The sequence below is a fragment of the Gilliamella sp. LMG 34362 genome, assembly GCF_984569125.1.
The window spans coordinates 266,046-283,219 of the sequence record NZ_OZ474902.1; the positions used below are offsets into that span (position 1 = coordinate 266,046).

General features: G+C 34.6%; 17 protein-coding genes. 9 read left to right on the forward strand and 8 right to left on the reverse strand.

Going from position 1 to position 17,174, the window contains the following annotated elements; translation table 11 throughout:
* Window positions 1–2 precede the first annotated feature (2 nt).
* From fliI to fliF, 4 genes are read right to left on the reverse strand one after another with little or no spacing between them, the layout of a single operon-like run.
* Window positions 3–1,346 (reverse strand): flagellar protein export ATPase FliI, encoded by a 1,344-nt coding sequence (gene fliI / locus AC5LWZ_RS01300; RefSeq protein WP_493463846.1) that lies wholly within the window; start codon window positions 1,344–1,346, stop codon window positions 3–5.
* Between the two features lie 22 nt (window positions 1,347–1,368).
* Window positions 1,369–2,145, reverse strand: a complete 777-nt coding sequence (locus AC5LWZ_RS01305; RefSeq protein WP_493463847.1) for a flagellar assembly protein FliH — start codon at window positions 2,143–2,145, stop codon at window positions 1,369–1,371.
* A complete protein-coding gene (fliG, locus tag AC5LWZ_RS01310) occupies window positions 2,138–3,136 on the reverse strand; it encodes a flagellar motor switch protein FliG (RefSeq protein ID WP_086358416.1) in 999 nt (332 codons plus the stop codon). Before fliG ends, AC5LWZ_RS01305 begins: the two co-directional genes overlap by 8 nt.
* Entirely contained in the window at window positions 3,136–4,836 is a 1,701-nt protein-coding gene (gene fliF / locus AC5LWZ_RS01315) for a flagellar basal-body MS-ring/collar protein FliF (RefSeq protein ID WP_493463848.1), read from the reverse strand. The genes fliG and fliF overlap by 1 nt, the downstream gene beginning before the upstream one ends.
* A gap of 175 nt (window positions 4,837–5,011) precedes the next feature.
* Here fliF and fliE point away from each other — a divergent pair, with 175 nt between their 5' ends.
* On the forward strand, window positions 5,012–5,314 hold the full coding sequence (gene fliE / locus AC5LWZ_RS01320) for a flagellar hook-basal body complex protein FliE (RefSeq protein ID WP_493463849.1): 303 nt from the start codon (window positions 5,012–5,014) through the stop codon (window positions 5,312–5,314).
* A gap of 338 nt (window positions 5,315–5,652) precedes the next feature.
* Here fliE and fliT read toward each other — a convergent pair whose 3' ends face one another.
* The 3 genes from fliT to fliD are packed head-to-tail and all read right to left on the reverse strand — an operon-like array spanning window position 5,653 to window position 7,838.
* Window positions 5,653–6,015, reverse strand: a complete 363-nt coding sequence (gene fliT, locus AC5LWZ_RS01325) for a flagellar protein FliT (RefSeq protein ID WP_294892878.1) — start codon at window positions 6,013–6,015, stop codon at window positions 5,653–5,655.
* A gap of 2 nt (window positions 6,016–6,017) precedes the next feature.
* The gene (gene fliS, locus AC5LWZ_RS01330; protein ID WP_294892879.1) at window positions 6,018–6,395 is read right to left on the reverse strand and encodes a flagellar export chaperone FliS; all 378 of its coding nucleotides are present in this window, start codon (window positions 6,393–6,395) and stop codon (window positions 6,018–6,020) included.
* Window positions 6,396–6,404: 9 nt separating this feature from the next.
* Window positions 6,405–7,838: a flagellar filament capping protein FliD gene (gene fliD / locus AC5LWZ_RS01335; RefSeq protein ID WP_493463850.1), complete on the reverse strand. Its 1,434-nt coding sequence runs from the start codon at window positions 7,836–7,838 to the stop codon at window positions 6,405–6,407.
* Between the two features lie 567 nt (window positions 7,839–8,405).
* On the opposite strand from fliD, the gene AC5LWZ_RS01340 reads away from it, so the two are divergent.
* The 8 genes from AC5LWZ_RS01340 (at window position 8,406) to flgL (ending at window position 15,855) form a co-directional block, all read left to right on the forward strand.
* On the forward strand, window positions 8,406–9,218 hold the full coding sequence (locus tag AC5LWZ_RS01340; RefSeq protein WP_086363624.1) for a flagellin N-terminal helical domain-containing protein: 813 nt from the start codon (window positions 8,406–8,408) through the stop codon (window positions 9,216–9,218).
* A gap of 186 nt (window positions 9,219–9,404) precedes the next feature.
* The gene (locus AC5LWZ_RS01345; protein WP_086357009.1) at window positions 9,405–10,121 is read left to right on the forward strand and encodes an RNA polymerase sigma factor FliA; all 717 of its coding nucleotides are present in this window, start codon (window positions 9,405–9,407) and stop codon (window positions 10,119–10,121) included.
* A 191-nt stretch (window positions 10,122–10,312) separates the two neighbouring features.
* Window positions 10,313–10,633 (forward strand): flagellar transcriptional regulator FlhD, encoded by a 321-nt coding sequence (flhD, locus tag AC5LWZ_RS01350; protein WP_086357028.1) that lies wholly within the window; start codon window positions 10,313–10,315, stop codon window positions 10,631–10,633.
* A gap of 13 nt (window positions 10,634–10,646) precedes the next feature.
* Window positions 10,647–11,252 (forward strand): flagellar transcriptional regulator FlhC, encoded by a 606-nt coding sequence (gene flhC / locus AC5LWZ_RS01355; protein WP_086358409.1) that lies wholly within the window; start codon window positions 10,647–10,649, stop codon window positions 11,250–11,252.
* 58 nt (window positions 11,253–11,310) lie between these two features.
* Complete coding sequence (gene motA, locus AC5LWZ_RS01360; RefSeq protein WP_034900975.1) at window positions 11,311–12,198, forward strand: flagellar motor stator protein MotA; 888 nt, start codon at window positions 11,311–11,313, stop codon at window positions 12,196–12,198.
* Window positions 12,198–13,094, forward strand: a complete 897-nt coding sequence (motB, locus tag AC5LWZ_RS01365) for a flagellar motor protein MotB (RefSeq protein WP_294910818.1) — start codon at window positions 12,198–12,200, stop codon at window positions 13,092–13,094. The genes motA and motB overlap by 1 nt, the downstream gene beginning before the upstream one ends.
* A 163-nt stretch (window positions 13,095–13,257) precedes the next feature.
* Window positions 13,258–14,901, forward strand: coding sequence for a flagellar hook-associated protein FlgK (gene flgK, locus AC5LWZ_RS01370; RefSeq protein ID WP_493463851.1), 1,644 nt, complete (start codon window positions 13,258–13,260; stop codon window positions 14,899–14,901).
* A gap of 15 nt (window positions 14,902–14,916) precedes the next feature.
* Window positions 14,917–15,855, forward strand: coding sequence for a flagellar hook-associated protein FlgL (gene flgL / locus AC5LWZ_RS01375; protein ID WP_086358406.1), 939 nt, complete (start codon window positions 14,917–14,919; stop codon window positions 15,853–15,855).
* A 292-nt stretch (window positions 15,856–16,147) separates the two neighbouring features.
* Here flgL and flgJ read toward each other — a convergent pair whose 3' ends face one another.
* Window positions 16,148–17,173: a flagellar assembly peptidoglycan hydrolase FlgJ gene (gene flgJ / locus AC5LWZ_RS01380; protein WP_493463852.1), complete on the reverse strand. Its 1,026-nt coding sequence runs from the start codon at window positions 17,171–17,173 to the stop codon at window positions 16,148–16,150.
* Between the last annotated feature and the right edge of the window lies 1 nt (window position 17,174).

Sequence of the window (17,174 nt, forward strand, 5' to 3'; positions counted from 1 at the left end):
TATCAGCAAGCAGCAACAATATTGATTAATTGTTGATAAGCGTCTTGATAACTACAATGCTCATTGATTCCTTGTTGTAAAAATTGCTGCATAGCTGGAAAAAGTGAGATAGCTTTATCTAATAATGGATCGGTTCCAGCTACGTAAGCACCAACATTAATCAAGTCCCGATTGCGCTGGAAACTTGAAAATAATTGTTTAAATAACCGTGATTTTTTTTCATCTTCTGGTGGGGTAAGATCGGTCATTACACGACTGATTGACGCTTCGATATCAATGGCTGGATAATGCCCCGATTCAGCTAGTGAACGTGATAACACTATATGACCATCAAGAATTGCCCTTGCTGAATCCGCAATAGGATCTTGTTGGTCGTCACCTTCGGTTAATACAGTATAAAAAGCAGTAATTGCCCCTTTTCCTTTGGCATCATTACCTGCTCTTTCAACTAATGCTGGCAATTTTGCAAATACTGATGGTGGATAACCTTTGGTTGCCGGCGGTTCACCGATGGCTAAGGCTATTTCCCGTTGTGCCATGGCATAACGGGTTAGTGAATCCATGATCAGTAATACATTAAACCCTTGATCACGAAAATTTTCGGCAATTTTTGTGGCATAAGCTGCACCTTGTAGACGTAATAATGGCGATACATCGGCTGGTGCCGCGACAACTACTGAACGCGCTAAGCCTTCTTCACCAAGTATATTTTCGATAAAATCTTTTACTTCCCTGCCTCGTTCGCCAATCAGACCAACCACAATAATATCAGCTTTGGTATACCTAGCCATCATGCCAAGTAGGACACTTTTACCAACACCAGAACCGGCAAAAAGCCCCATTCGTTGACCTTGGCCAACGGTTAATAATGCATTGATAGCACGAATACCGACATCTAATACTTGATGAATAGGTGTGCGAGTCAGAGGGTTTAGTGATTTATTGATTAATCCTTCATATTCAATATTTTCTGGTAAAGGTTTGCCATCCAATGGTTTGCCCATTGCATCAACTATTCGTCCTAATAAGCCCGTACCAATAGGTAAAACTTTATGGCTAAAATGGGTTAAATCATATTGTGAGGTATATACTCTGGCATCAAGTAATATGCCATCGGTTGATTCAAATGGCATCAGATATAAGGTTTTACCATTAAAACCAATAACTTCACACTCAACAGCTTGTACTTTTCCATCTAATTGCCGTTCGACAAAGCAGTTAGAACCTAAAGGTAATTTTAAACCCACGGCCTCTAAAACTAAGCCCGAAGCTTTAACTAAGCGACCATATTGACGGATTAACGATATTGACTGTAATTTTTGTTGCGCACAATCAATTTTAGTCATCCATTGCCTACAAAAGTCCACCTTAATGTTCAACTCCATGTACATTATCTGAGATGATTTGCCAATGATGGGTTACACTGGCGTCGATCTCATTGGTTTGGGTAAATATTTTGCAACCCCCTAATTCGATATTGGCATCGGCTATAAACTGCCATTGCTGTGGTTGCAACTCATTATTTAGTTGTGGTTCAAGCCATAACAAGTCTGTTGGATTAATTCGTACCACAATTGGTGGGTTAACAATTGTATTTTGTTCAATTAATGATTTTATAATATGTAATAATTGTTTTTGTTTTACTTTTGATAATGAACCAACTGTTTTTTCGGCAGCAAGTAAAGCTAAGTCAAATAGCTTTGGTACAATTTTCTCATCAATTTGGCTAATCGATTGTTGAAAGCTGATTGCTAAATTTTTGATGGCATTTATGCTAGTTAATTTTTCTGCCGTTAACTGTTGTTCCATTGTGTCCAGCCCTTCTTGGTGACCGAGAGTGAATCCTTGCTCATAGCCAGTCTGTTTGCCAATATTAAAACCTTCTTCTTTACCTAAATTAAAGCCTTCTTGGTATGCTTCATCTCTTGCTTGTTGTTTAATATTTTCGAGTTCTAGCAATATTGCTGGGCTATTAATATCAAAAGAGTCTTCATTTTGATCATCTTGGCTATCTGGCTCTAATGGTGGCGCAAATTCTTCCAACTCTTCTGGCTGTTGTTGGCTGGTTAATGGTGACAATTCGCTAAGTGCCAAATCTTGGAAATGCAATGGTTTCCAACTTACACTATTAGTATGATTATACATATTCATCATCACCACTCGTTAAGATCATCTCACCAGTTTCTGCTAAGCGCCGTGCAATAACCAAAATTTTCTTCTGTTCGGTTTCGACTTGCGACAAGCGAACTGGTGGTCTGTTTTCTAAATCTTCTCGTAATATTGAGGCAGCTCGTTGTGACATATTTGCTAATAGCTTGTCGCGTAGCGTTTCTGTTGCCCCTTTCATAGCGATGATTAAGGTTTCATTATCCACCTCTTTGAGTAGACGTTGGATACTTCTATCATCGACATCAATCAGATTTTCAAATAGGAACATTTCATCAATGATTTTTTGAGCAAGCTCATTGTCATAATCTCGTAATGCATTGATAACCAATTCTTCTTGTTGTGATTTCATCAGATTGATAATTTCTGCTGCGGTGCGGATGCCACCCATGTTATTAAGTTTAATATTTTGTCCATGTAGTAAGGTTGATAATGATGTCGATAATACTTCTAATGCTGATGGCTCTACACCACCGAAAGTTGCAATACGTAGCATGACGTCATTACGTAATTGGTCATCAAATAAATTTAAAATCTCAGCAGCTAAATCGCGATTTAAATGTACTAAAATGGTGGCGATAATTTGTGGATGTTCTTTTTTAACTAAATCAACCGCGCGTGCAGCATCGACAAAGTTAAGCATTTTTAAACCATCAGTGGTATCTTCGATATCGGTATCTAATAGTTCATCAAGTAATCGGTTAGCTTTATCACTACCAATTGATTTTTCTAGAACTTTTCTTAAATAGCCATTGGTATCTGTATTTAATACTGCACAATCATCAAGAGTATTTTGACACTCATTAAGAATATTTTTCAGTTGTTCTTGAGTTAATTGTGGCAATCCCATCATGGCACTACTAATTTTTTGTACCTCTTTGTGGTTTAAAAATTGCATTACTTTGGCTGCTAATTCTTCACCTAAAATCATTAAAATTGTCGCTGCTTTTTGCGCTTCAGTTAAATTCATTACTCGGTGTCCTTTTTGTTCATCCAACCACGTATAATCAGAGCCATTACACGAGGATCTTTCTCGACAATTTTGCGGATGTATTGCTGTTGTTGCATATTATCTTCAAAAATCTTCTGTTGCAGTTTACTGTGTGCTTTGTAATCAAGCTTATCTTCACTAGCCATTGTGCCATCAGATGATCTGTTATCAGTATTAAGATATTGTCTTTGAATTTTAATCCATATCGAGCGTAATACTTTGCGCCATGCAAACCAGATTATTAAAATATAAATCAGATATTTAATTGCGACTTTCAGCATGTCGAAAACTTCATGTTTTTGTAAAAAGACCATGGCGGCATTTTCATCTTCAATTTGATCGGTAAATTTCAAATTAGCCACTGTTAATGAATCACCACGCAAGTCAGAAAACCCCATTGCTTGACGGGCAAGCGCTTCAATATGGGTCAGTTCCTCTTGATCTAGTTTTACCCATTTTTCAACAGCTTCCTGTTCTGAATTTTCTTCATTTGCCGATGTGATTTCATCGGCTGAAATAAATTTATAATTAACTAAAACAGCGACAGATAAACGCTTGATACGACCTTCAGGGATTTTGCTATGAATAACTTGACGATTAACTTCAAAGTTCAATGTTTTATTTGACTGTAAATGATACATTTTTTGTTTATCGTCTTTATCTTTGCTATCGCTCTCACCATCAATTGGTGCACTAGGCGTTGGTACCGGTTGATTAGATAATGCGCCCGGCACACCACCGATAATATTGCTTGATGCTAATTGGCTATTTTCAATTTGTTGCTTACTACGAATAGTTTGGTTGCTGGCATCGCTATTGGGATCATAAATTTCTGATGTTGACTCTTGCCGACTAAAATCGATATCCGCATTCACTTGTACCTTAACATTTTGTTGTCCCAAAATAGGGATAATAATTTTTTCTACTCGTTCTCGAATTAGATTTTCAATGCGTTCACTATATTCTAATTGGGCAATATTAACGTTACTGTCACGGTATCTTTCACCGGTTAATAAATTGCCTTTTTGATCAATAATCGTCACCTTATCCGCTTGTAATTCTGGAACACTACTCGAAATTAAATGAATGATGGCGTCAATTTGACCTTGAGATAAAGCTCGACCTGGTAATAAAGTTAGTGCAACAGAGGCGGAAGGGAATTTTCTTTCTCGAACAAATAAAGAGGGTTTAGGCATCGCTAAATGCACTCTGGCATCATCTACACTACTAATAATTGCAATGGTTCTCGATAGTTCGCCTTCTAATGCTCGTTGATAGTTGATTTGTTCATTAAACTGACTCATGCCAAAACTTTCTTTGTCGAGTAGTTCAAAACCAATTGCACCACCTTTAGGCAAACCCTGCTGTGCTATTCGTAAACGAGTATGATAAATTTGATTTTGGGGAATTAAGATAGTTGTGCCAGAGGATGAAAATTTGTAGGGAATATTTAACTTATCAAGTTGGCTAATGATTTCACCGCCATCCTTATCATTCAAATTACTAAATAATACGCCATAATTATCGTCTTTAAGCCATAAGTAAGTAATACTACTAATTGCTATTACAATTACTCCTACAATAAGGAGTAGCATTTTACGATTTATTTTTAATTGATTAATAAAAGGTAACTTACTCAATATTGATTCGCCTTTGTTACCAACTGCCTGGCTATCCATATGTATCCTAACACTAAACTGACTAGATTAATTCTAGGGTTTATTATCTGTGTATTTAAAAAAATCAATAGCTAAAAAAGCATATGCTTTACCCTTTAGTTATCGCTTTTAGATTGTTATCTTTATGATAATTTACGTTATAACTTGATTAAGACGAATAACCGTGACCTTTATTATGAATAGTATTGATGCCTTCAATAGTACAACATTAACCCAACTTGATTTTTCACATAAGCAATCTATTAATAATAGTGAACAAAATTTTATGGCTGAATTAAAAATGGCATTAGATAAAATCAGTCAAACACAAATAGACGCTAGCCAGCAAGCCAAAGCATTTGAGATGGGTGAAGCCAATATCGCATTAAATGAGGTGATGGTTAGCATGCAAAAGTCTTCAGTTTCTTTACAATTTGGTATTCAAGTTCGCAATAAATTAGTCGCAGCATATCAAGAAATTATGAATATGAATGTTTAAACCTTTATCGGATGGTTACTTATCGACTAGATGATAATATTTTGGTTTAAAAAATAGTATTAATTAATCACCAATTTTTATCCTAAATTGGCTTAACCTCACCACTATTGTTATTACAACGACTATCGAGATACTCGCTATAAGATTATTTTTGAAGTTAAAAATGCTTTAGTTATTGCGAAGTGAGCTAGTCACCAGTACAAGCAAAGTGTATACATTAACGATGTAAAATTAATAAAAAAAAGTTTGCGGAGTGGGGTTTTTGGCAGATAAAAATAGCTAAAAAACCCCGTTCCTCAATTATTTTTATTTTTTTTTTTAACTACTCTGTGAATAATCTAAACTAAATTGGCGATTGTTTGGTAGCTATCTATTTTGGCTTGATAATCAACCTGCTCACCAATTAATTGGCTTAATTCATTATGTCGAAGATGGATTAATTGCTTTAATTGCTCATGATAACTAAGAATATTATTGATATACATTTGAAGAATATCTTGTTGTGATAATGGTATATTATCAATAGTAGTTAACCCATTTTTGAGTTGAATATCACGTGCTAACTGCTGATACTGAGTTTGCCAACTAATTAATAATTCCCAATTTTCTTGTTGTGCATTAATTAGCATTTGCTCAACAACATAATTGAGTTGCTCGTATTGTTCTAGTACTAGACTGGTATTCAATGTTGCTACATCCATAACTATGCTATCTCTCGCCAAGCTTGGGCAATATTATTAAGCAGATCAAAACAAGTTTGCAGTATTTGCGCATCATTATGTAGATTAGCGAAAACCAGTTGCTGACTGATGTATTGATATAATTGATCTAAATTTTCAGCAATTTCACCGCCTTGCTCTAAATCAAGGCAACTTTTAAGCCCATTATCAATGATATTGATAGCTTTAGAAATGGCTTTTCCTTTACCAGCAATATTACCCTTTTGTATATATAACTCAGCTAAGCGAATAGCATTTAATGCGCCATCAAATAACAAAACAATAAGCTGATGAGGTGAAGCCTGACTAACGCTGGTTTCTAAATTAACTTGTTTATAAGCTTGAGATCCCATTTTATACATTGTTATGCCTTATTTTTTCAAATTCGCCATCATTTCAAATTGGGTGGTAAGGTAATTACTCATACCATTTAATTCATTGATTAAGATATCTAGTTTTGTGAATTGTACCCGATAACGCTCGATAGTTTGGTCAATAGAGTTATTAACTTGGTCATAGCGTTTATCTAATGATTTTAAGGTAGAATTTAAACCGTTAGTTGCCGTATCAATCATGCCATCGTTATCAATAAAGCTACTTACTTTGGCAAAGACTTCGTTGGCAATGCCAGTTGTTTCACCATCACCAGTAAATAAAATGGCGACTGCGTCACTGTTTTCTTTAAGGGCTTTTTCTAATTCGTTTTCTTTAATCACTAGCTTGCCATTACTATCCATATTGATACCAATTTGTGCTAGTACCGATAATTCTCCAGTTTGACCTTTAGAAAATATAGAGCGAATACTTTGATCAATATTACGTAGTGTTGAATCACCAATCAGTGGGCCATTACTATTATTTAATTCATCTGAATTGGCATCACCAGCGGTAAATTGCGTTAAGCTTGATATGGTTGATTGTAATTGATTAAAGGCATCAACCCACTCTTTAAGGGCTTCTTGAGCTTTGTCATTGTCAGCACTGATGGTTAAATTTTGCGCTGTTGTAGTGACTGCTTTTAATGTGATATCGACACCTGGAATAACCTCTTTGACGGTATTTGATGAACTATTAATCGTTATACCATTAAAGCTAAATTTAGCATCTTGCGCTTTAGCTACTTCACTCATAGCTGATGAATCAGCTTGATTAGCATTAAAGCCAATTAGTGAATTAAGCTTATCATCATCGGATGATATAGAGGTAATGGCTTGTTGTTCACCAGTTTCTTTCGATGTGATAACCAGTTGATAGCTATCAGTTCCAGAACGGACAATAGTTGCATTTACCGTTGTGTCACTGGTTGAACCATCTTCATTAATCACCTTAGCTTGATTGATTGCATTGGCAATCGATTCGAGCGATGTATCATCTTTGCCTAACGTGATATTTAATTTTTGGCCATTAGCTTGTTCTATTGTGAGGGTACGGGTTTCATTATCATTACCTAACGTTGATGTTTTATCATTTATAGCATTCGTAGCAACACTATGCGCAGTGGCAAGTTGTTCGACGCTAACTGCATAATTACCTAATTGGGCCTTGCTATTTACATTAGTAGTAAAATAGTTGTCATTACCAGATGCAAAACGCGCTTGAAACAGCTCTTTTTTTTGCAGTTTTGCTGTTGCGCTGTTGAATGTTGATAATGCACTTTTTAATTTGCCAAAACCGCTTATTTTGTTATTAACTGCTTTTTGTTGGGCCTTTATCGGTGTAAGACGATTTTTCTCAACGGCTTCTAATTGATCTAATACTTCATTTAAATCAATACCAGAACCAATTCCTAATATACTCATTGCCATGATTGATTATCCTAATATAAATTCTTTCATCCCTTGTTTTATCGACCAATACCGTAAAAAGTTTAGCTGTTTTTAGTTTTTTATCTTTACTAATAAATAAGTCGGTTTTGGCAATGAGAATATTGATAATCGGTTTTATCTATTAAAAAATGAGTTAGTTCTCTTAATCAATAGTGATGTCACCTCTCCTTTATGTTGTCTAACATTAAGATTGTGTAGTGATACATCCAATATTATTACTATTGATTGATATAGAAAATATATTGCCATGAATTAAAAGGGGACAAACTTAAGTTTTGTTGCCACAAATTTTCTTAAAGAAGGCTATCAACCAGTCGATTCAGCGATACATAACTTCAATTACTACACATATAAACATCTATGATGCCCTTTAATCATGTTCATCAAACAACTTAGTTATTCCGCTTTATTTAACCTCAATAAATAAAAATTCAAAAAAATATTAAAGTTTCCTTTTTTAATACCGATAACTAAACCATCAGCATATATATTGAATTGTTTTTCAATATCTCGTTGATCTAACTAATCATATTAAAGGAGATAAAAATGGCACAAGTAATTAATACTAATACTATGTCTTTAATGGCAAGAAACAACCTTAATCATTCTCAAAGCGTGCTTGGAACTGCAATTGAGCGTCTATCATCTGGTATGCGTATCAACAGTGCTAAAGACGATGCGGCTGGTCAAGCAATCGCTAACCGTTTTTCTTCTAGTATTCGTGGTTTAACTCAAGCTGCACGTAATGCCAATGACGGTATTTCAATTGCACAAACTACAGAAGGTGCATTAAACGAAATCAATAATAACGTACAACGTATTCGTGAATTAACTGTTCAAGCAGCAAACGGTACTAACTCTGAAAGCGATCTTGTATCAATCCAAAATGAAATCGATCAACGTTTACAAGAGATCGACCGTGTATCAGCACAAACCGACTTCAATGGTACTAAAGTATTATCAGAAGACAAAACACTGAACATTCAAGTTGGTGCAAATGATGGTGAAATCATTGCTATCAATTTAAAACAAATTGACAGTGATAAATTAGGTTTATCTGGTTTTAATGTATCTGATGCGCCAACCGCAGATCCATTAAAAACAATCGATGAAGCATTATCAAAAATTGATGAATTACGTGGTGAGCTTGGTGCGGTACAAAATCGTTTTGAATCAACCGTAACTAACATCAATAATACTGTAAATAACTTAAGTTCAGCACGTAGCCGTATTGAAGATGCAGATTATGCTGAAGAAGTATCAAATATGACTCGTGGTCAAATCTTACAACAAGCAGGTACTTCAGTATTAGCACAAGCTAACCAAGTACCACAATCAGTATTGTCTTTATTACAATAAAACAATACAAGTACATAACTAGAATTTCGGTCACTCTAATTTTGTACGATAACAATAGTGGTATTTTTTAATACCACTATTGTTAATAATGTTAATTACCTATTTTTTAATATCTTATTCTTGCCATTAATTCAATCAATTATCGTCATAATAATCATTAGCATTTTTTTACATTGGTTCAGAAAAATGAGTGATAGCCTGTATAACTCTCAAGGTGTAGTGAATCAAATCGATTGGCAACAATATCTATATTTAGTTCGTAATGAAGCGTTGAAATTAGCTGTTCGATTGCCAACAACGATTGAACTTGATGACTTACTGCAAGTTGGTTATATAGGTTTATTAGAGTCTATAAAACGCTATGATGCATCTCAAGGTTATACTTTTACTACCTTTGCTACTCCGAGAATAAAAGGGGCTATGCTAGATGAATTGCGTAGTCGAGATTGGTTACCACGGCAAACACGGAAAAAAATTAAAGATGTCACTAATGCTATTAATGAATTAGAACAAAAATTAGGCATACCTCCCAATGATCAGCAGATAGCTGCACATCTGCAATTATCTCTTACTGAATATCACAAAGTATTATTAGATTCAAATTATAGCCAAATCTGTTCTTATGATGAGATTCACAAAAAACTCGGCGATAATTTGGATGCGTTAATTGAGCCTGACGCAGATAACAATCCTTTTGCTTCCATTATTAATGATGAAATTCGCAATATTATTGTTCAACAAATTAGTAACTTACCAGAAAAAGAAAAAATGGTTTTAGCTCTCTATTATCAAGAAGAATTAAATTTAAAAGAGATTGGAAAAGTGTTGGATATTAGCGAATCTCGAGTAAGTCAATTACATAGCCAAGCAATTAAACGAATACAAAGTAAAATTGTTTTATAAAAAAAAGAGTTAAAACAGTAAAACATGGAAAAATAAATCGAAAATAAATTGAAATGATTTTTTTATTGACCTTTCGAATTTAAAAATGTAACTTTAAGTTTAAAAAAGTGGTGTTAGTTGTATTTTATTAATTTTGCGTTTTTTTATACGAACGCAAGCAGATATGGATTGTGGTGGTTAAATTGGGAAATATACAAGATGACGATATTTTGAAATGTATTCATCATTTAAATCTTTCAACGCTTTTATTAAGTCAAAAGATGATTGAAAAAGATAAAGTGATGGCGATGTATCGATTAGGAATTGATGAAAAAACAGCTGATATCTTGAGTAATTTAAGTGCTTCTCAAATGTTGGTTCTATCTGAAACCAATCAATTAACATTTCAATTTAGATTTAAAAATTCGGCAATGATGGAAAAATTAACTGAGGAATCTCGCGTTAGTGATATAAAGCAGATGCATACAGGGATCCTTCTATCAAGCTTACTTTTAGATTCAATTAATAAGTAGGTAGATGATAAAGATGAGTAGCACAAGTATTATTCAAAAGTATAAAGAAGTTCAATTAGCTATTCGATTAATTTCACTCGGCGCTAGAATCCAAATGTTAGAAAGTGAAACCAATTTAAGCCGTGGTAAATTAATTAAATTATATAAAGAAATTCAAGGATGTCCTCCTCCTAAAGGTTTACTTCCCTTTTCAACTACGTGGTTTATGACTTGGGAGCCCAATATTCACTCAAGTATGTTTTATAATGCTTACCATTTTTTAGTTAAACATGGCATTAAACCTGGTGTTCAGGCCATTTTAAAAGCCTATCAACTCTATTTAGAACAGTGTTCCTTTCCTCAAGATGAAGAGCCTATTTTAGGATTAACCCGAGCATGGATTTTAGTTAAATTTGTTGAAAGTAATGTTATGCAGCAGTCAAGTTGCAAGGAGTGCAAAGGGCGATTTATTACCCATGCTTATCAACCGCATAATAGCTTTGTGTGCAGTTTATGCCAGCCACCATCAAGAGCAGAAAAAAATAATAAAACACATAAAGAGAGTCATGCCAAATGTTTACAAGTTTTATCAATACCAAATGCATTTAATTTAGTCACAGCAAATCAGGTAACAATTTAAGTAAACATTAAGCTGTAAAACAGAGTTAGTTATATTTTATGGAGATAAAGGAAAGCCAATGCTAATAATTATAGGATATATTGTGGTTATCGCTTCAGCCTTAGTAGGCTATGTGCTAAGTGGCGGGTATTTGGCGGTACTTTTTCAGCCATTAGAGTTTCTCATTATTGGTGGGACAGCTATTGGTGCTTTCATTGTCAGTAATGAAAAGAAAGTTATCAAAGCGACACTTAAATCGCTAGGTAATTTATTTAAAACCTCAAAATATAATAAAACACTTTATTTAACATTAATTAATTTAATGTACACCATATTAACTAAAGTGCGTCAAAGTGGTGGCTTATCGATTGAAGAAGATATCGATAATCCCAAGGAGAGTGAGTTATTTAAAAAATACCCACTTATTTTAGCCAATCCGCAAGTTTGTGATTTTATCACTGATTATTTACGTTTGATGATCAGTGGCAATATGGAAGTATATGAAATCGAAGCACTAATGAATGAGGAAATAGAAACCTATACTCATGAACTTGAAAAACCAGCTGATGCTATTGCTAGCGTCGGTGATGGTTTACCTGCTTTTGGTATTGTGGCAGCAGTTATGGGGGTAATTAACACCTTAGCACAAGCTGACCGCCCAGCTAGCGAATTGGGTGAGCTTATTGCCCATGCTATGGTTGGTACCTTTTTAGGTATTTTACTTGCTTATGGTTTTGTGTCGCCTTTAGCAGCCTTATTAAGGCAAAAAAATGCCGATACAGTAAAAATTTTAGAATGTACTAAAGTGATTCTTATTGCCAGTATGCATGATTATGCTCCGCAAATTTGTATTGAGTTTGGTCGCAAAACAATTTTTTCCCACGAACGGCCATCTTTCTTTGAATTAGAAAAATATATTCAAGAAGTGAAAGATAAAAACGCTAACCCAACAGAAAATAATGAATAATGAAAAAGAAGTCAGTAAGAATAATTATTTCTAAAAAGAAATCCGGTCATGGCGGTGGCCATCATGGTGGATCATGGAAGATTGCTTATGCTGACTTTATGACGGCGATGATGGCGCTATTTCTCGTCATGTGGTTAATTGCTAAGTCCAGTCCACAAGAGTTACAAGGCATTGCTGAATACTTTAGAACACCATTGATATTAGGTCAAAATGGTGGCAAAAATATCAGTGATAGTGAAAGTCCGATACCGGGTGGTGGCGATGATGTATCTAAAAATGTAGGTGAAGATAAAAATACCATATTGAATGATCATCCTGTCGAGTCTGATTTGAATCAAGATGAAAAAAAGCAATTAATTGATACAGCGAATAAAATATATGAAGTATTTGAACTAGATCCTCGACTGCAAAAATTAGCCGCTAATCTTATTGTTGAACTAACAGAAATGGGGCTAAGAATTCAGATTTTAGCCACCGATGATAAACCGATGTTTGATGTTGGTAGTGCGGTTATTCATCCTAATATGCAAGAAATTTTGTATGCTTTAGCACCAATCATAAATTCGTTACCTAATAAAATGACGTTATCTGGTCATACTGATGAGCGTCAGTATATAACCGGCGATCGTGGTTATAGTAACTGGGAGTTATCCGCAGATAGAGCAAATTCATCAAGAAGAGAGTTGATCGCTGGTGGATTAGATTCCAATAAAATCATTCGTATTATTGGTTTAGCCGATACGGTGGGATTAAATAACCCAAATTACAGCAAAGATGCTAATCGTCGTATTAGTATTTTAATTTTGAACAAATCAGCACAGCAGTATATTGAAGATGAAAATACCATGACTGGCATCGATTTTTTAAAACAGGCCAAACAAATTAAATCAGAATAATATCAACATAAATACTCAGATTAAGCTGGTTAAAAAATTAAAATCAAAAAAAATCCATTTTTATCTAAAAATAACTAAAGTTTTTAAATTGTAGGCCGATATAAATAATAACACTTTAGTTTAATAATTTTATTATTAACTGAGATTATATTTAGGAGCCTTTATGTCAAATTCATTGATGAATACCGGTATTAGTGGATTAAATACAGCACAAAATATGCTTAATGTGATTAGTAATAATATTAGTAATGCACATACAGTTGGTTATAACCGCCAGCAGCAAATTTTGCGTCAAGCAAACGGTACTAAGTATAATTTTGGCTTTGTAGGTAATGGTGTTGCGGTATCATCAGTTAACCGCGCATATAACAGTTTTGTGGTTGGTCAATTACGTCAATCACAATCGCAAAATGGTTCGATAAAAGCCTATTACAATGAGTTATCAAAAGTCGATAATTTACTAGCTGAAAACGAAAACAGTATTTCCTCACAATTAAATAATCTGTTTGCTAGCTTAAATAAGCTCTCTTCCAATGCGGGTGATGCAGCAACGAAACAGACAGTGATTAGCGATCTTACCTCTTTAGTCAGCCAGTTCAATAAAACGGAATTGAATTTAAAAAATCAGATTGCCAATATCAATACTGAACTGACAAATAACATAGATAAAGTTAATACTTATACCCAACAAATTGCCGATCTTAATCAAAAAATTGCCAAATTACAGGCTGTCAGTGGTGGTCATGAACCTAATTCTTTACTAGATGAACGAGATCAATTGGTAACTGAATTAAGCGAACTGATTGGTATAACTGTTACCGAGCAAAATGGCCAATATAATATTTCGCTTAGCAATGGTTTAAGCTTAGTACAAGGCGCATCGACAAATCAGTTAGCGGTGCAGCCTTCGGCCTCTGATCCTGCCTTAAATACGATTATTTACACCCATAATTCTGGTGCGACACAAGAACTGACAAGTCAAAATATCGCATCAGGTCGATTAAATGGATTATTAGCTTTTCGTGATGGACCACTCCTTGAAGCTCGCAATCAATTAGGGTTGCTGGCGTTAAATTTAGCTGAGCGCTTTAATGAAGTTCATACGTCTGGCGTTGATATTAATGGCGATCCTGGCGAAAAACTATTTGATTATCATAAACCGACTAGTATTGCTAATAGCCAAAATCAAGGTAATGCTACCGTTAAAATGGATTATAACTCAGTAACTGAAGTCAACGCTTCTGATTATAAAATAGAGTTCAATGGCAGCGATTGGGTAGTAACCAGATTATCTGATAATCAACAAATTACCCCACAAGTTAGCGATGGTAAGTTAGTTTTTGACGGCTTATCGATTGAAATTACTGGCAATGCGGTTGCTGGTGATAGCTTTTTACTTAAACCTGTTGCCGATGTAGCCTCATCATTACAGTTACTGGTTAAAGATGTGAATAAACTCGCTACCGGTATTAACGATGATGAAAATGGTAGTGGTGATAATCGAAATGTGGCAAAACTACTTGATATACAAAATGAAAAACTAGTTAATGGTACTAAAACCTTAAATAGTGCGTATACATCATTAGTTAGTTATATAGGTAGTGAGACGCAGACAGCTAAAATTTCAGCGCAATCGAGTCAAAATATCACTCAAGAAATTTATGAGCAGAATCAATCTATCTCTGGTGTGAATATCGAAGAAGAATATATTTCTATGCAAGTTTATATGCAATATTACCAAGCAAATGCCAAGGTTATTGATGCAGCAACGACAATATTTGATACCATTTTAGGTTTGGCCAAATAATAAAAGGATTTAAACATGCGACTTAGTACTCATTCAATGTATCAAAAAAATCTAAATAGTATTTTAAATACCAATACCAAGTGGCAAAAGTCAGGATTACATTTGGCAACTGGCAAGAAAATATTATCACCTTCAGATGATCCAATGGGTGCTTCACAAACATTAATTTTAAAGCAAGCTCAATCAAGAAATAACCAATTTCAAGCAGCACGAGATAGTGTTGATAAATCATTAAGTCGGCAAGATACAGTATTAAAAGAAGCGAATACTGTGATTCAATCAATCCAAGAAACTTTAGTTTATGCCGGTAATGAGACGTTAAATGATGAAAACAGACAAGATTTAGCCAATAAGCTACAAGGATTAAAAGATCAGTTAATTTCGTTAGCCAATGCTAAGGATACCAATGGTAATTATCTGTTTGCTGGTAATAAAAATGATACCCCTCCTTTTGTGGTCGATGAAAGCGGTAAAGTGAATTATGTTGGTGGTTCAACTACGATTAATGTTTTCATCGATGATACCCGTGAAGTATCGCTAAGTTTTACTGGTCAACAGATTTTTATGACAGGCGCCAATACAGAAGTAGAAAGTGATGTCTTTGCGAGTATCGATTATGCCATAGCGGCATTGCAAATTGGTTTAGATGATAATGATCCTGAAGCTATTGAACAGTTTCGATTAGGTTTATCTAAAGCCAGTCAAGGTGTTGATAACTCATTTGAAAATATCTCGACTGTTAGAGCTGCAGGCGGAAATGTATTGGCTGAAGTCGAAAGATTAACCGCACTGGGTAAAACCTTAGATATTGATTTTGAAACGCAAATTAGTCAAATTGAAGATGTTGATTGGTATGAAGCGATTTCAGATTATGTGATGCTACAAGCAAATTTACAAGCAGCACAATATACATTTATGAACATGCAAAACATGTCATTATTTCAAATGAAATAATCTATTATTAATTTTTACACATCCTAAACATGACTATTCATCTAACAAACAGGGGGTTACAACCTCCTGATTATCAAATTTCTTACTATTATCATTTTATTGTCATACTGTTTTTTATATTGCTATGCTGATGACCAGCTATTTGCCAAAGGGTGAGAAACGTGATTATAGGTGATCTCGATATGTGCAACTAACGCATTATTGGTTATTTATTGACTATAGCGTAGAGTTTGGTCTACTTTTTGGCTGTGATGATAATGTAATTTATTTAACAGCTATATTTATTTAAGCACTATTTAAAGGCAATTTGTCTAAATCCAGATATTGATTTTTGCGGTGTATTTTTGGCAATTTGCTCGATCCGACCAATAATTTGGATCAGTTTCTCGCTATAGTTAGGATCAGTTGCATAGTGTGCGTCTTGTAGTGCTTTGGCTGCTGTTCTAGCATCGGGAGCATTAACCACGGCACGATAACGTGGGCTTTTGGTTAATAAATTAAGGTAATCAGTTAATGCATGTTGTTTACTGTTGTACACCCTAAATTCATCTTTAATTTTAACCATATTGTTATTTAGGAATTCTTGAGTCGTTAACCGAGTTGAATTACCTTGCCATGATGAGGTTGCTTTTATACCGAAATAGTTATAACTCGGCTTATTATCAGCCGTTTTTATCTGTTTTTTACCCCAACCGGTTTCTAAAGCTGCTTGAGCAATAATGACTTCATAAGGGATGCCAGATATTTTCGATGCCTGCTTTGCTGGCTCAAACCATTCGACGACAAATTGGCTAATATGGTCTTTATCAACTTTGTTGAGCGAAGTTGGCAAGGTTGATTCATTAACATTGGCTTTGGTTAAATTGTTGGCTTTATGCTGTTGATAAAGCATTTGCCCTAATGCTGCTGGCGATAAATTGGATGAATTATCACTAAATAAAGATTGTGCCAATCGCATATTAGTTTGATTATTATTCGCTTGAGCTTGTGAATGAATATTAAGCGTAGAATGTGGCTGATTAGTTAATTGTTTAACAATAACATTAGATAGCCCCAAACCTTTACCTGCCGCTTGTTGAGCAATTTGTTGATCAAACATAGAGGTAAATAATTGCATTGCTGATTGATTAAATAAACCGCCATTGGGTACCGCTTTGCGCATAGATTGCATCATCATATTTACAAATAGTGTTTCAAACTGATCGGCAACTTGTTTGATGCTGTCAGTTGATCCACTAACAGCATTACGTTTCAATTGATTAATGCTAGAAAAATCATAAGCAAAACGATTTATAGACTGATTTATTAGGTTTTTCATT